The 13,423-nt window shown below is 62.3% G+C and carries 13 protein-coding genes; 10 read left to right on the top strand and 3 right to left on the bottom strand.

Annotation, left to right across the window (positions count from 1 at the left end; all coding sequences use genetic code 11):
- Positions 1–70: 70 nt before the first annotated feature.
- A complete protein-coding gene (locus NKH90_RS14955; RefSeq protein WP_352819938.1) occupies positions 71–1,024 on the bottom strand; it encodes a LysR family transcriptional regulator in 954 nt (317 codons plus the stop codon).
- A 106-nt stretch (positions 1,025–1,130) separates the two neighbouring features.
- On the opposite strand from NKH90_RS14955, the gene NKH90_RS14950 reads away from it, so the two are divergent.
- The 6 genes from NKH90_RS14950 to NKH90_RS14925 all read left to right on the top strand — a co-directional run bounded on the left by NKH90_RS14950 (position 1,131) and on the right by NKH90_RS14925 (position 7,151).
- Complete coding sequence (locus NKH90_RS14950; RefSeq protein WP_352819937.1) at positions 1,131–1,922, top strand: alpha/beta fold hydrolase; 792 nt, start codon at positions 1,131–1,133, stop codon at positions 1,920–1,922.
- 127 nt (positions 1,923–2,049) lie between these two features.
- Positions 2,050–2,622: a GNAT family N-acetyltransferase gene (locus NKH90_RS14945; RefSeq protein WP_198023584.1), complete on the top strand. Its 573-nt coding sequence runs from the start codon at positions 2,050–2,052 to the stop codon at positions 2,620–2,622.
- A complete protein-coding gene (locus NKH90_RS14940) occupies positions 2,603–3,259 on the top strand; it encodes a hypothetical protein (RefSeq protein WP_352819936.1) in 657 nt (218 codons plus the stop codon). Before NKH90_RS14945 ends, NKH90_RS14940 begins: the two co-directional genes overlap by 20 nt.
- Before the next feature lie 147 nt (positions 3,260–3,406).
- Complete coding sequence (locus tag NKH90_RS14935) at positions 3,407–5,023, top strand: GMC family oxidoreductase (RefSeq protein WP_352819935.1); 1,617 nt, start codon at positions 3,407–3,409, stop codon at positions 5,021–5,023.
- Positions 5,020–6,231: a mandelate racemase/muconate lactonizing enzyme family protein gene (locus tag NKH90_RS14930; RefSeq protein WP_352816082.1), complete on the top strand. Its 1,212-nt coding sequence runs from the start codon at positions 5,020–5,022 to the stop codon at positions 6,229–6,231. The genes NKH90_RS14935 and NKH90_RS14930 overlap by 4 nt, the downstream gene beginning before the upstream one ends.
- Positions 6,228–7,151, top strand: a complete 924-nt coding sequence (locus NKH90_RS14925) for an NAD(P)-dependent oxidoreductase (RefSeq protein ID WP_352819934.1) — start codon at positions 6,228–6,230, stop codon at positions 7,149–7,151. The genes NKH90_RS14930 and NKH90_RS14925 overlap by 4 nt, the downstream gene beginning before the upstream one ends.
- Before the next feature lie 92 nt (positions 7,152–7,243).
- On the opposite strand, the gene NKH90_RS14920 is transcribed toward NKH90_RS14925, so the two are convergent.
- Positions 7,244–8,182 (bottom strand): diacylglycerol/lipid kinase family protein, encoded by a 939-nt coding sequence (locus NKH90_RS14920; RefSeq protein WP_352683501.1) that lies wholly within the window; start codon positions 8,180–8,182, stop codon positions 7,244–7,246.
- Positions 8,183–8,919: 737 nt separating this feature from the next.
- Here NKH90_RS14920 and NKH90_RS14915 point away from each other — a divergent pair.
- The 3 genes from NKH90_RS14915 (at position 8,920) to NKH90_RS14905 (ending at position 11,167) form a co-directional block, all read left to right on the top strand.
- Positions 8,920–9,354 (top strand): DUF4383 domain-containing protein, encoded by a 435-nt coding sequence (locus tag NKH90_RS14915; RefSeq protein ID WP_023719157.1) that lies wholly within the window; start codon positions 8,920–8,922, stop codon positions 9,352–9,354.
- Positions 9,355–9,360: 6 nt separating this feature from the next.
- Positions 9,361–10,491, top strand: coding sequence for a hypothetical protein (locus tag NKH90_RS14910; protein WP_352819933.1), 1,131 nt, complete (start codon positions 9,361–9,363; stop codon positions 10,489–10,491).
- Positions 10,492–10,651: 160 nt separating this feature from the next.
- Entirely contained in the window at positions 10,652–11,167 is a 516-nt protein-coding gene (locus NKH90_RS14905; RefSeq protein WP_352502228.1) for a hypothetical protein, read from the top strand.
- Between the two features lie 8 nt (positions 11,168–11,175).
- On the opposite strand, the gene NKH90_RS14900 is transcribed toward NKH90_RS14905, so the two are convergent.
- The gene (locus NKH90_RS14900; protein WP_352819932.1) at positions 11,176–12,798 is read right to left on the bottom strand and encodes an FAD-binding oxidoreductase; all 1,623 of its coding nucleotides are present in this window, start codon (positions 12,796–12,798) and stop codon (positions 11,176–11,178) included.
- 118 nt (positions 12,799–12,916) lie between these two features.
- On the opposite strand from NKH90_RS14900, the gene NKH90_RS14895 reads away from it, so the two are divergent.
- Positions 12,917–13,411 carry a YegJ family protein gene (locus NKH90_RS14895; RefSeq protein ID WP_352469768.1) on the top strand — a complete coding sequence of 165 codons (495 nt, stop codon included), beginning with the start codon at positions 12,917–12,919 and terminating at the stop codon, positions 13,409–13,411.
- Positions 13,412–13,423: the final 12 nt, after the last annotated feature.

The raw sequence follows: 13,423 nt of genomic DNA, 5'->3' as shown, positions 1-13,423 counted from the left end.
AAGGACTGAGATAACAACAATATAGGAATTACGGCTCTACCTACCGATAGACTGAACGGCCTCGAAGAATTCACTCGATGCCGAGCCCTTGCTTTGCGTGCCGGACAGGTGTCTGACGTTCGAGCGCTCGACGCAACGTCGGCGCCTCTTGCTCGATATGATCCCATAGACGGTTCGAGATCGGCCCGTGCGGCCGGTCGCGGCGGCGCGCCACCACCAACTCCTCGGTGCGGCCTGGCAGATGACGGCCGGCAACGGATTGCAGGCGTCCGTCGCGCAGCTCTTCCTCGATCAGGAAGCGGGGCATGTGGCCCCACGCGAGGCCCTGCAGGATGATTTCCTTCTTCATCCCCTGGTCGGCCACCATGCATTGCGGCGCACCCTCGATCATGAAGTAGTCTTGTTGCGGTGAATGGCGGGCCGTGTCGCGCATGACACATTGGGTGAACGCGTGCATCTGATCCGGCGTGATGGGGTGCTTGATCCGCTCCGGTAGAAAGCCCGACGCCACTACTGGGACGAAGGGCACCTTGCACAGATCGATCCATTCCACCCGCGGATCGGTCTTGTCGATCCAGTGCAGGATCAAATCGGCTTCGTCATCGAAGAGGCGCTCCCACGGGCCGCCCACCGCCTCGAAGTGCAGATGCAGGCGTGTGCCCGGACACTGGGCGAAGAACCGTCCGAGCATGCCCAATGCCTGCGGACGCGGGCAAAGGTCGCCGATCACCACATGGATCTCGCTTTCTTCGCCCATTGACAGCTGAGCAGCATGAAGCCGCAAGCCCTCGAGCTCGCGCAGCAGCGATTGTGCCCTGCGATGGAACGACAGCCCTGCCTCGGTGGGGCGCACGCGATAGCCGCTGCGATCCAGGAGAACGAGGTCGAGTTGCCGCTCCAGCTTTGCAACGGCTGCGAACACAGCCGGGTGCGAGCGATGCAGCATGGCCGCCGCAGGCTGAAAGCCGCCGCAGCGGACCACCGCATCAAAGCATTGCAGGTCGTGCAAAGTGAATTCGGCCATGTCAGCTTCTATTACAGAGATAGTCCTATCTTTGTAATATCATCAAAAGCGCGCCGCAGCTAGGCTTTGCCACATTCAACGCTCCAAGAAGGAAGGTGTATTCACCATGAATGAGCTGGATTTCGTGACCGTCGGCGATGGCACACGCATCGCCTACCGCATCGACGGCGACGCCGGGAAGCCCGTGCTGATGCTGTCGAATTCCATCGCCACGACGCTGCGGATGTGGGACATGCAGGTCGGCGAGCTGTCGAACCATTTCCGTGTTCTGCGCTATGATTTTCGCGGCCACGGAGGGTCGAGCGTTCCGGCCGGCGCTTATTCGCTCGACCGGCTTGGCCGCGACGTGATCGAGTTGCTCGACACCCTGGGCATTGAACGCGTACACTTCCTCGGTCTGTCGTTGGGCGGCTTCGTCGGGCAGTGGCTCGGCATCCACGCGCCCGAGCGGATCGAGCGCTTGATCCTGAGCAACACCTCGTCCTACCTCGGACCGGCAAAGCAGTTTGACGAGCGGATTGCCGCCGTGCTGCAGGCGCCGGATATGTCCGAAACCGCCGAGATGTTCCTGGGCAACTGGTTTCCTGCGCGTATGCTGGCGGCCAACGAGCCCGTCATCGAAGAATTTCGCGCCATGCTGCTGGCCATCGACCGGCAAGGCTTGGCTGGTCTGTTCGCGGCGGTTCGCGATGCGGACCTTCGCCGAACCGTAGCGCTGATTTCCAGGCCAACGTTGGTGATCGCCGGCCGGCACGACACTGTGACAGCCGCCAGCCATAGCGAGTTGATCGCGGCGATGGTGCCCGGCGCGAAACTGGTTGTCCTGCCCGCGGTCCACTTGTCGAATGTCGAGTACCCCACCGAGTTCATGGAGGCCATGCTTGGTTTTCTGCGCTGAGATGGAGCACGACAGGGACGCTGAGTGAAACCCCGGTTTGAACATCCCCGCATGGACCGCAACCTATGATGCGCTAGCGCGCAGTGCAGGCTAGACTGGGCAATATCAATAGCGGATGACGGCTGACATGGAACTTGGCTTTCGCCCATTAACGCCCGATCTGTGGCCGGCGCTCGAGGACCTGTTCGGTGACAGCGCCGTCTGCAGTCGCTGTTGGTGTATGTACGGACGGATCGGCAGTTCTTATCGAAAGCGACCCGGCGAGGAAAACAAGGCAGCGTTCCGGCAGGCCGTCCAGCATGGTCCGCCTCCGGGTTTGCTCGCTTTCGACGGCGATACGGCTGTCGGCTGGTGCCGGGTGACGCTGCGAGATGCCCTGCCCTGGCTCGATCGGCTATGGCAGCTCAAGCGCGTGGACGACAGGCCGGTCTGGTCCCTGTCCTGCCTCTACGTGCGAAAACGATACCGCAGGCGGGGCGTAACATTCCAGCTGATTGCGGAAGCACTGGAAGTCGCAAGGCGCGCAAATGCTCCGGCACTCGAAGCCTATCCTTTCGAGGCCGACGTATCGCCGAGTGCTTCCGGCAGCGGATATGCCTCCACCTTCGCGCGCGCCGGGTTCAGGGTCGTCGCTCGCAGAACGCCGGCCCGCCCGATCATGCGCTATGATTTCAAGCAGATTGCCGATCATCGCCTGTAATGCTTGGATCGCTTGCGAGGAAGCTCAGGCACTTCGAAATGAAGCCGGATCGTTTTCAACTTTTGGTCAGAGGCACAACGTGGATTGGTTCACACGACGCAAGCCGTTCTCGGGCGCTGCGAAGTCAGCTTTCCCATTCAGCATGTTGACCACCATGGCAGAGGAGGAGCTGACGCCCTTTGTCGACGACACTTACCGAACGACGTCCCGACATCTCATTTCTGATGGAGCGGTCATCTATATTCCTTATCGGTTACATTTTCTGCCAAGCGTGCGAGAGCATCACCTTGGCTTTTCATTTCCGTTGCATTGCCTGCTGACACGATCGACAGATGGCTTTTTGCGGCAGAAATCAGCCAAGGTGATCCTGTCGCTGAACGAAAGTTGGAGCATCGCCTTCGTCGTTCTGCTGTTGGGCGAATATGTCGTCGAAATCGCCGAAGACATCTACGCCGCAGTACCTGATCTGGACGCTTCAGCCTATGCCAGTTTTGTCCGACAGAACCGAGACGTAATGCGTGCAATGCGCAGCAAGGCCACAAGCTATTGGAATGCCTATTACAGGCGTGCTTATCCCAACCGGAAATCCTATCCAGCCATTGCTGTCCTCAATCAACTCGATGCGTGGGCAAGTTAGGTCTTCATCAATCTTCTTGGCGCTGAAAGTCGAAATTCAAACGAAGTTGCCAGTCGCTTTTTTCACATCGGATGCCGGAAGACCCGGCGACGCCGCGCCGCGCTCAAGTCTAGGCTAGAGCTGAATTCCGGAGCCGGCCCATCCACCATGCAGACCTATGACTTCATCATCGTTGGCTCCGGTTCGGCCGGCTCGGTCCTGGCCGAAAGACTGTCAGCCTCGGGCCGCTTCTCGGTGCTGGTGCTCGAGGCCGGCGGCAGCGACCGTCGCTTCTACGTGCAGATGCCGCTCGGCTACGGCAAGACCTTCTTCGACCCGGCGGTCAACTGGAACTACAAGGCCGAGCCGGATCCCGGCCTCGCCGGCAATGCCGACCACTGGCCGCGCGGCAAGCTGCTCGGCGGCTCGAGCTCGATCAACGCCATGGTCTGGATCAGGGGCGCGCGCGAGGATTTCGACGCTTGGGCAGCGGCCGGCAATCCCGGCTGGGGCTTCGATGACCTGCTGCCCGCCTTCAAGGCGCTGGAGGATAACCAGGCCGGCGCCGACCAATGGCGCGGCGTCGGCGGGCCGCTGCATGTCACCGACTGCTCGACCTCCGTCCATCCGCTCACCAAGCGCTATCTCGCCGCCGCCAACCAGGCCGGCCTGCCGCTCAACCCGGATTTCAACGGCGCCTCGCAGGAAGGCGTCGGCATCTACCAGATCACCACCAGGAACGGCCGCCGCATGTCGGCGGCGCGCGCCTTCCTGCGCCCGGCGATGAAGCGCAAAAATGTCCGCGTCGAGATCAACGCGCTGGCGACAAAGATCCTGTTCGAGGGCAAACGCGCCGTCGGCATCGAATATCTCCAGAATGGCGCGACGAAAACCGCCCGTGCCGGCCGCGAGGTCATCCTGTCGGGCGGCTCGGTCAATTCGCCCCAACTTCTCCAGCTCTCCGGTGTCGGCCCGTCGGCGCTTCTTGGCGCGCTCGGCATTCCCGTCGTTCACGCCAACGAGAATGTCGGGGCAAACCTGCAGGACCATGTCGGCATCAACTGCACGTTCAAGGGCAGTCTGCCGACGCTCAACCAGATCCTGCGCCCGTGGTGGGGCAAGCTGCTGGTCGGCATGCAATACGTGTTTTTGCGCTCAGGCCCGCTGTCGCTGTCGATGAACAATGCCGGCGGCTTCTTTCGCACCGATCCGGCCACGGCACGGCCCAACATGCAGCTCTATTTCCAGGCGTTTTCGACCGTCATTCCGAAGAGCGGCGAACGCCCGATCCTGACGCCCGATCCATGGCCGGGCTTTTCCATCGGACTGTCCAATTGCCGTCCGTCGAGCCGCGGCGAAATCATGATCCGTTCCGCCAATCCGCGCGATTATCCCAAAATCGTCGCCAATGCCTTTTCGACCGAGGCGGACGTCGCTGAAATGCTGGCGGCGGTAAAATTCGTCCGGAAGATCGCCTCGATGCCAGCGATGGCGGAGATCATAGAGGAAGAGGTTTTGCCCGGTCCCTCGATCACCTCCGACGCGGATCTCATTCAGGATTTCAGGAAGCGCTCGGGCACCGTCTATCACCCGGTCTCGACCTGCCGCATGGGGCCGGACCCGGCGCGCGCCGTCGTCGATCCGCGCCTCAAGGTACACGGCATCCAGGCGTTGCGCGTCATCGACGCCTCGATCTTTCCGGACAACATAACCGGCAACACCAACGCCGCCGCGATCATGACCGGATGGAAGGGCGCCGAACTGGTTCTGGAGGATCAAAAATGAAAATCACCGACGTCAAGACCTGGGTGGTCGGCAATCCGCCGCCCGGCATCGGCGGCAAGTATTTCATCTTCGTCAAGCTCACCACCGATGGCGGCGTCGTCGGCTATGGCGAGGCCTACAACGCCACCTTCTCGGCACATGTCACCGCAAAAATGGTCGAGGACATGGCCGAGCGTTATCTGATCGGCCGCGACCCGCACGATATCGAGACCTTCTTCCGCCGCGCCTATTCATCCGGCTTCACCCAGAGGCCCGACGTGTCAGGCATGGGCTGTTTCTCGGCGCTGGAAATCGCCTGCTGGGACATTATCGGCAAGGAGGCCGGCAAGCCGGTCTACAAGCTGCTTGGCGGCCAGGTACACGAAACGCTGCGTTCCTATACCTACCTCTACCCGCACAGCGGCAGCGTCCATTCGGAGGACGCCCGCGGCAAGAACGTCTACAACGACCCAGATCTGGCCGCCGCCTGCGCGCTCGAATATGTCGAGCAGGGTTTCAATGCGGTCAAGCTTGACCCAGCCGGCCCCTACACCGCCTTCGACGGCCACCAGCCGCGCCTCGTCGACATCGACCTCTCCGCCCGCATGGTTAAGGCGATCCGCGAGGCGGTCGGCACCAGGGCCGACATCCTGTTCGGTACGCACGGCCAGTTCACCGCATCGGGCGCGCTGCGCCTCGCCCGCGCCATCGAGCCCTATGATCCGCTGTGGTTCGAGGAGCCGGTGCCGCCCGACATGCCCGAGGTGATGGCGCAGGTCGCCCGCGCGACCTCGATCCCGATTGCCACCGGCGAGCGGCTAACAACCAAATTTGAGTTCGCCCGCGTCATCGAGAACCGTGCGGCGACCATTCTTCAGCCCGACCTTGGCCGCTCCGGCGGCATTCTCGAAACCAAAAAGATCGCCGCCATGGCCGAAGCCTACCACATCCAGGTCGCGCCGCACTGCTACTGCGGACCGATCGTCGGCGCCGCCAACATCCAGCTTGCGGTGACGCTGCCCAATTTCCTCATTCTGGAATCGCTGAAACAGTGGGACGGTTTTCACGCGAAGCTGCTCAAGAAGAAGATCGAATGGCTGGACGGCAACGTCATCCCGTCGAAGGAGCCAGGCCTCGGTGTCGAACTCGACGAAGCCGTCTGCGAGGCGCATCCCTGGACCGGCAAGGACCTGCATTTGCAGATGCTGCAGACGCCGTTGATGCCGTGAGCGCGCGTCAGAGCTATGCCTTCGTCGGTCTTGGCCATCTCGGCGGCCAGTTCGCCGCCAACCTGATCCACAACGGCTTTGCCGTCACCGTATTCGACCTCGACCAGGCGGCCGTCGAGCGGCTGGTGATGCTTGGTGCCGATGCCGCCAACAGCCCGGCTGATGCCGCTGGCCGCGCCGGCAATGCCATCACCTGCCTGCCCTCGCCAAAAGTCAGCGAGGCGGTGCTGGCCGGCCCCGGCGGATTGCTCGAAGGCCTGCCCGCAGGCGGCAGTTGGATCGAGATGTCGACCAATGGCCAAGACGAGATCTTGCGCCTTGCATCCCTCGCCTCGGCAAGAGGCGTCGAGACGCTCGAATGCCCGGTCACCGGCGGCGTGCATCTGGCAGCCGTCGGACAGATCACCGCGCTGGTCGGCGGCGACATAGCGCTTTATGCGCGCCACCGCCCTGCCGTCGAGGCGATGTGCGCGCGCTCGTTCCTGATGGGTCCGGTCGGCTCGGCGGCGGTGATCAAGGTCATCACCAACATGCTGGCCTTCATCCATCTGGTCGCCGCCGGCGAAGCGCTGATGCTGGCCAAAAAGGGCGGGCTCGACCTTGCCCAGTCCTATCACGCCATCGTCGCCTCCTCCGGCAACAGCTTCGTCCATGAGACCGAAAGCCAGCTGGTGCTGAACGGCTCCTACGACATCGGCTTCACCATGGACCTGGCGTTGAAGGATCTCGGCTTCGCCCTCGGCATGGGTGAAAAATTCGGCGTTCCGCTCGAGCTTGCCTCGCGCGTCGACGCAATCTTCAGGCAAGGCAAGCAGGCCTATGGCGGCAGCGCCTGGTCGACGATGATCGTGAAACTGCTCGAGGATGCCGTCGGCACCGACCTGCGCGCACCCGGTTTCCCGGCTAAACTCGCAAGTTGATATTGGCCGGATTATCAATCGATTTCAGTCGATTGGAGAGATCGCCGGAACCAGAGCCGCAGTCAACTGAATCAAAGACTTAACAGCTTGATTCAATATCTCAGCGTCAATGCGCCGGGCAGGATCTCGAAAGTCGCTGGTATGCGACCCGGCGATTCGCCGTCTATGTCGATCAGCGCGGCGTTCTTTTGCAGATCGCCGAGCGGCTCGACAACCACTTTCTTGCCGCGCAGGATGGTGATCGCAGGATGGTTGCGGTGCCGCCCGCCATAGAGCAGGCGGATGTCCCAGATCAGCTTCAGCTTGCCGGCGGCGCGCAGGATGACGATGTCGAACTCGCCGTCGTTAAGCTCGGCGTCGGGCGCGATCATCATGCCGCCGCCGAAGAATTTGCCGTTGGCCACCGCCACCAATGCCATGCGCGCCTCAACCGGGGCACCGTCGTCGATGGTGATCGCAACCTCCTGGAACCGATAGCGGAGGAATTCCCAGACCGTGCGCCAGTAGAACAGTGCCTTGGCCGAAACCTTGCCCTTGCGCCTGTCGGCGTTGACGGCACGGTCGGTAGCGCCGGAAAGCCCGAGGCTGGCGATGTTGATGAAATGGCGGCTGGCCAGTGCGCCATGGTCGTCGACATAGCTGATGCAGCCGGCATCGACCTTGCGCGGCTTGGCCTCGGCAATCCGCTTCAGCGTCAGATCGACATTGTTCGACAGGCCGAGCCCGCGGGCAAAGTCGATGCCGGTGCCGCAAGGCAGCAGCCCGAGTTCGGCCGTCCGGCCGCTTTCCCGGAAAGCCTTCAGCAGCCCGTCGGCGACTTCGCTGGCGGTGCCGTCGCCGCCGGCCGCGATCACCAGCTCGAAGCCGATGGCGGCAAGGTCGAGCGCCAGCCGTTCGGCATCCCCCTCGGCCTGCGTTTCACGCAGCTCGAAATCACCGAAATGTCTTTTCAGCGAAGCCGCAACCTCGGGCCAATGCCGCTTGAGCCTGCCGCCGCCGGCGATCGGATTGAGAACCACCGCGACCTTCAAGCCTGCCTCCCCAAGGCCATCGAACACGCCTTCCAATCATTTGCCGGCATTGAAGCCCGCGCCGGCCTGCGGGGCAAGGGTCGATTACCCGACAATGCGGCTTCGGCATCGAGGCGGCAAATCCTGACCGGCGGCGGCAGAGATCGGAAAGTCGCTATTTTGGCAGGGTCAGTCCCCGATAATCCCGCTATCCACAGGCATGCGGCAGTTCCGCCAAACGCTTATCCGACGTACGTTAAAACCCATCTCAGGCGGCTACCGATCGCCACGCCGAAAGGCAAAGCGGAACGGCGGATTTCCTGAGGCCCGTACGGCCCTGAACGAGAACAGGCTTGCTTGTTGGAGGGATGGACGCCGAGACCTACGGGGCCGCGGAAAGCGTGCGAACGCCGACGGCGGACCGATGCTGCCATGAAGGACGGCAAAAACCTTCGATGGCGCGCTGGGCAAAGCTCGCAAGAGTGGAGACCGGCGTGGTCCGGAACGGACGCTGCCCTCGGGTGGCGACTGGCAGGACCGTCAAAATCAAGGCCGGCATGGCGCGACATCTTTCGGGAGTTGCTGCCGCGACCGTGTCCTGATCTGACAGGGAGGCGCTGGGAGAAATCCCGGCGCCGACTGTCTTTGTGGCCCCGCCTGACGATTTTGCCGGCGACGCTTCACGCTGCGCCAAAATCAGCTACTATCCATTTGTCGTCGGGGGCCGTTTAAAGGGGCTGACGGCAGGGGGACATTTCATGACGCTCATCCAGAAGCTTGCTGTTGCCTATGCTTTCCTGTTCTTCGGCGTTGTTGCCATCGGCTATGTGCCGGCTTTCAACGACGCCGGCGGCAATCTGTTCGGCCTGTTCTCGCTGCAATGGTACGACGATTTGCTGCACGCCTTCTCCGGCGTCTGGGCGCTGGCCGCCGCCTTCATCTCGCACCGCCAGGCGGTGTTCTATTTCAAGCTGTTCGGCTCGGTCTATCTGTTCGACGGCGTGCTCGGCCTGGTCACCGGTTCCGGCTGCCTCGATGGCGGCATCTTCATCAACGGCTTCCGCTCCCTGAACGACATCGAATTCCCGGCCCGCTTCTTCGCCAACCTGCCGCACATCGTCATCGGCGGCTTCGCCGTCTACGTCGGGTTCTGGCTGTCGAAACGTGTGTACGACCATTTCGCCACGGCCTGACCGGCCATGTTCCTGTTCCGCTGGCTGAAGCGCATCATCAAGGCGATCCTCTGGCTCGTCGTCATTGTCGTGTTGATCCCGATCGCCGGGCTGGCCTACGGCTTTCTCACGACGCCGTCGCTGGACACAACGCCATTGCCGGGCGTCGCCGAGGGTGCCCCGCCAAAGGCGCTGGCCGACAAGATCCGTGCCGAGATCCCCGGCTACCAGCGGCCGGAGGAATCGACCTTTCTTACCTATCCGGAATGGACCATCGTCTACGCCGCCCGCGAATATGCCGGCTTCGTCGACAAGAACCAGCCGAGCGGTTTTCCCTATCTCTCCTATATCGGCCGCTTCTGGCAGGACTATGCGATGGTCATCCGCGCCAGTTCTACCTACAAGTTCAACCTCGACAACCACCAGATGCTGGTGATCATCGGCACCAGCCACACGATCGAGCACGCCATCCAGTGGGCCTATGAAAATACGATCGGCCGCGTCACCGAAGCGACAGCCGGCAAGCGCACCGCCGTCGACATCTACCAGGCCAAGGTGGCGGCCGACTACGCCGGTTTTCTCGATCAGGTGCCGTGGTACCAGTTTCCCTATGCCGAAAAGCGTGCCGGCCTGTTTGCCGTCCAGCCGGCGCCGGACGACAGCGCCGTCCGCACCAGCGAACGCAAGCTCGCCTTCGGCCTCGCCGACACGGTCAAGCAGGGCTATGCCGATCTGATCAAGTCGGCGCTCGCCGCCACCACCGATCCCGCCTTGCTCGATATTCATGTCTGGGCCAAGGGTCCGGTCGGCGAGGTGACGCGCAACGAACCCGACACCTTGCTGGAGCGCGATCTCGGCGCCGACGGCGCGATCTTCGTCACCAGACGCTATCAGGTGTTCACCGACATGATCCCGCGCCTGATCGGCAAGGGCGTCTCCTTCGTCGAGATCGGCGGCAATGACGAGATCATGGTCACCATGCTTTCCAATGACGAGATCAATGTTCCCGAAGGTGCACGCACCTTGTTCAGCTACCCGCTTCCGGCGGAACCTTCGACGCGCCGCACCGGCCTGACCGTCGCCGTGCGCAAGCTGCACATCGTGCTGCCGGCGCTGATGACGGCGGGCGCCAGGCTCGAGCATGTCTACGATTACTGAGGCCTTTCGGTCACAGCCGGCCTCGGCAGGACGTTGCGTGATGCTCCGCCACGCTCATTCCACAATCGCGGCCAAATCCCGCCTTGTTCCGCAACGATTGATGATGCCGTAGACACGTTGTCTTGCGCACATGTGCCAGGCAACTCGGAGGGACAAGACCGTGATCAAGACCGCCCTTGTCGCCATGACCATCGTCGGCTGCGATTGCGACGCCAGGCTTTGCGAATATATCGGCGAGACGCCCGCCAAATGGTCGACCATCGCCGAATGCGAAGCGGCGATGAAAAGCCAGATGCTGCACGAGCGCAATTTCGACTATCCGCTGGTCTCCGGCATCTGCCGGACACAGAACTCGTCTTCGTCATCGCAGCTCGCTGCGACCGCTTCCGAGCCTGAATTGACGACGGCCAGTACGGCCGCGACAGACCCGCTGCCACCGGAACTGAGCCATCGGCCCAGTGCTGCGGTCGGAACGCAGGCCGCGGCGACGGAAACGGAAGCCGTCCGGCCGGTCGCCTATGAAGCGGCGGTCGATGGCGGCCGCGCCGTGGTCTACCGCACGAAGGCCGGCTACGCCGTGGTCAAGACCGATCTCGGCCGCGCCGCATCGGCAACGATCGGCATCGCCAGGCGTTCGGCGAACTGGCTGGCGGCGAAGCTGCCTGACGGTTTGTAGCCGCCGCTTCAGGCCGTGCCGATCAGTGCCTTGACGGCGCGATAAAAAATCGACGAAAACAGCTCGCCCGGATCGTATTGCAGCTTCTTCGCCAGGAAGGACGGCAGTTCCGGATAGGAGGCAAGCAGCTCCTTGCCTGTGTAGTGGAGCTGGTAGGGCAGGAAAAAACGCCCGCCATGCTTGATCGTCACGTCGATCAGCGCCCTTGTCAGCGCCCGCATCCTGGCATTGCCGTCGGTGTCTGTCGGCTGATTGATGTAGAGCACCAGCGAATAGGCCGGCTCCGGCGCATAATTCAGCGCCACATCCTCCTTGTGGACGATGCGTACCGACGCGTTGAGCACCGGCAGGGTCTGGTTGCGCAGGATCTCGCGCGCTTCCGCGATGAACGGGTTATAGGCCGCCCGCGGGATGAAATACTCGTGCAGGATGTCGGTCTCGTCGAGCAGATCGTTGAACAGATAGGGCACTGAATCGTGCATCGGATGGTTGCGCGTGACGAGGCAGGCCTCGCCCTCGCCCATTGCCGTCGTCCGCGCCACCGTGCAGCTCTCGAATTGCGGCTCCAGCGTCTTTTCGGTGAACCATTTCAGCTCCTGGAACAGGCTGCCCCATTTCGCCAGGTTAATGATCACCCGCTTGAGCCCGACCGAACCCGGTTCACCGATTGCCGGCTGGTCGGCCGGCGGCTGGTCGGCGACCTTATCATAGCGGTAGACGATCATATCCTCGAGGAAATTGCCCGGCGCAGTCGACAGATGCCCATAAAACAGACCGATCGCCCTGTTTGGCTCCAGAACCTCGGCGAAGAACGTCGGGAAATCGTCCGATTTGATGATCTCGCGCGAGGTCCGGTAGACGGCGTTGTCGACGATGTCGAGTGTCGCCTCCAGCACCACGCCGAACAGGCCGTAGCCGCCGACGACGTGGCGGAACAGCTCGGTATTTTCGGCCGGTGAGCAGGTCGTCACCGAACCGTCCGCCAGCATCACCCGCATCGATCGGATCGAGCCGGCGACCGAGCCGGCCTGGTGGTCCATGCCATGCGCGTTGACCGACAGCGAGCCGCCGACCGAAAAGATGTCGGTCGACTGCATCGCCTTCACCGCGAAGCGCGGGTGCAAAAGGTTCTGGATGTCGTGCCAGCGCGCGCCCGGCTGCAAGGTCATCGTCTTTGCAGCCGGGTCGATACTGACCTTGTTGAATTTACGCATGTCGAGGACCAGCGCGTTGTCGTCGAAGGCGTGGCCGCCCATCGAATGGCGCACCGCCGCGACCGAGACCTTCAGGCCATTGGCGCGGGCAAAGGCCAGCGCGCTCGCGATGTGGTCTTCCTTGCTGACTTCGATAACGCCGTAGACCGGTGTCATCGACAGGCCGCTGGCATCGTTGATGTTGCCGCCCTTGGTCAGCCATGGCAGCGCCGGATCGTAGGCTGGCGGGCCCTCCAGCGGCTTCTGCGCCAGGTCGATTCCGTCAATGTCGGCGATGCGCCCGGAATTCTTCTGCCCCGACGGACCGCGCGCCAGCCGCGCCACGGTCGTGCCGCCCCAGAGCATCGCGCCGCCGACCACGGTCGTACCCAGCAGCAGCCGCCGCGACAGGCGAAACCCCTTGCGTTCTTCGACCATAGCCCCACCCCACTGCCCCAGGAATAGCGCCTGATGGAGACAAAAACCAGTTGCCAATCAGACGTTCGGCGAACGATGATCCGGTTTGTCTGGCGAAAATGTCGAAAGCAGTCGCATCATGAAGCTTGCAGCCCGTATCGCGCTTGCCCTGTTGCTTGCGTTTGCTCCGGCATCAGCCGACGCGCAGACTCCTGGTCAAGGCGACGACAAGGTCGTCAGCGTAGCTGGCGACGATCCGGAGATGGCGGCCGCTATCGAGCAGGCGCGTGCCAGCCTCGACGACTTCCTGGTATTGGCCGACGCACCGCCATCCGGAACGGCCGACTTCCAATTGAAAGTCGTGGTCAGGGACGGGGACGCCACTGAACATTTCTGGGTCTTTCCCTTCCACCGGACGGCGGCCGGATTTGCAGGAACCTTGGACAACGAGCCGCAGACCGTGCACAACGTCGTGGCAGGCCAGGAGATCGAATTCAGCCGGGACGATATTTCCGACTGGGGCTACATGAAGAACGGCCGCCGGGTGGGAAGTTTCACTGTCTGCGTTCTCTTCAAAAAAATGTCGAAGGAAGACGCCGACTATTATCGCCAGAACTATGGCTTCGATTGCTGACGGCTGAATTCT

This window comes from Mesorhizobium sp. M0898, from assembly GCF_040319695.1.
Classification (GTDB): domain Bacteria; phylum Pseudomonadota; class Alphaproteobacteria; order Rhizobiales; family Rhizobiaceae; genus Mesorhizobium.
This window is presented reverse-complemented; position numbering and strand designations above follow the sequence as displayed.

Bases quoted from the DNA above. Each gene is read 5' to 3' on its own strand.
- NKH90_RS14935 (WP_352819935.1), top strand. From the start codon at position 3,407: ATGCAGACCTATGACTTCATCATCGTTGGCTCCGGTTCGGCCGGCTCG.
- NKH90_RS14915 (WP_023719157.1), top strand. From the start codon at position 8,920: ATGACGCTCATCCAGAAGCTTGCTGTTGCCTATGCTTTCCTGTTCTTC.
- NKH90_RS14945 (WP_198023584.1), top strand. From the start codon at position 2,050: ATGGAACTTGGCTTTCGCCCATTAACGCCCGATCTGTGGCCGGCGCTC.
- NKH90_RS14955 (WP_352819938.1), bottom strand. From the start codon at position 1,024: ATGGCCGAATTCACTTTGCACGACCTGCAATGCTTTGATGCGGTGGTC.
- NKH90_RS14910 (WP_352819933.1), top strand. From the start codon at position 9,361: ATGTTCCTGTTCCGCTGGCTGAAGCGCATCATCAAGGCGATCCTCTGG.
- NKH90_RS14930 (WP_352816082.1), top strand. From the start codon at position 5,020: ATGAAAATCACCGACGTCAAGACCTGGGTGGTCGGCAATCCGCCGCCC.
- NKH90_RS14895 (WP_352469768.1), top strand. From the start codon at position 12,917: ATGAAGCTTGCAGCCCGTATCGCGCTTGCCCTGTTGCTTGCGTTTGCT.
- NKH90_RS14900 (WP_352819932.1), bottom strand. From the start codon at position 12,798: ATGGTCGAAGAACGCAAGGGGTTTCGCCTGTCGCGGCGGCTGCTGCTG.
- NKH90_RS14950 (WP_352819937.1), top strand. From the start codon at position 1,131: ATGAATGAGCTGGATTTCGTGACCGTCGGCGATGGCACACGCATCGCC.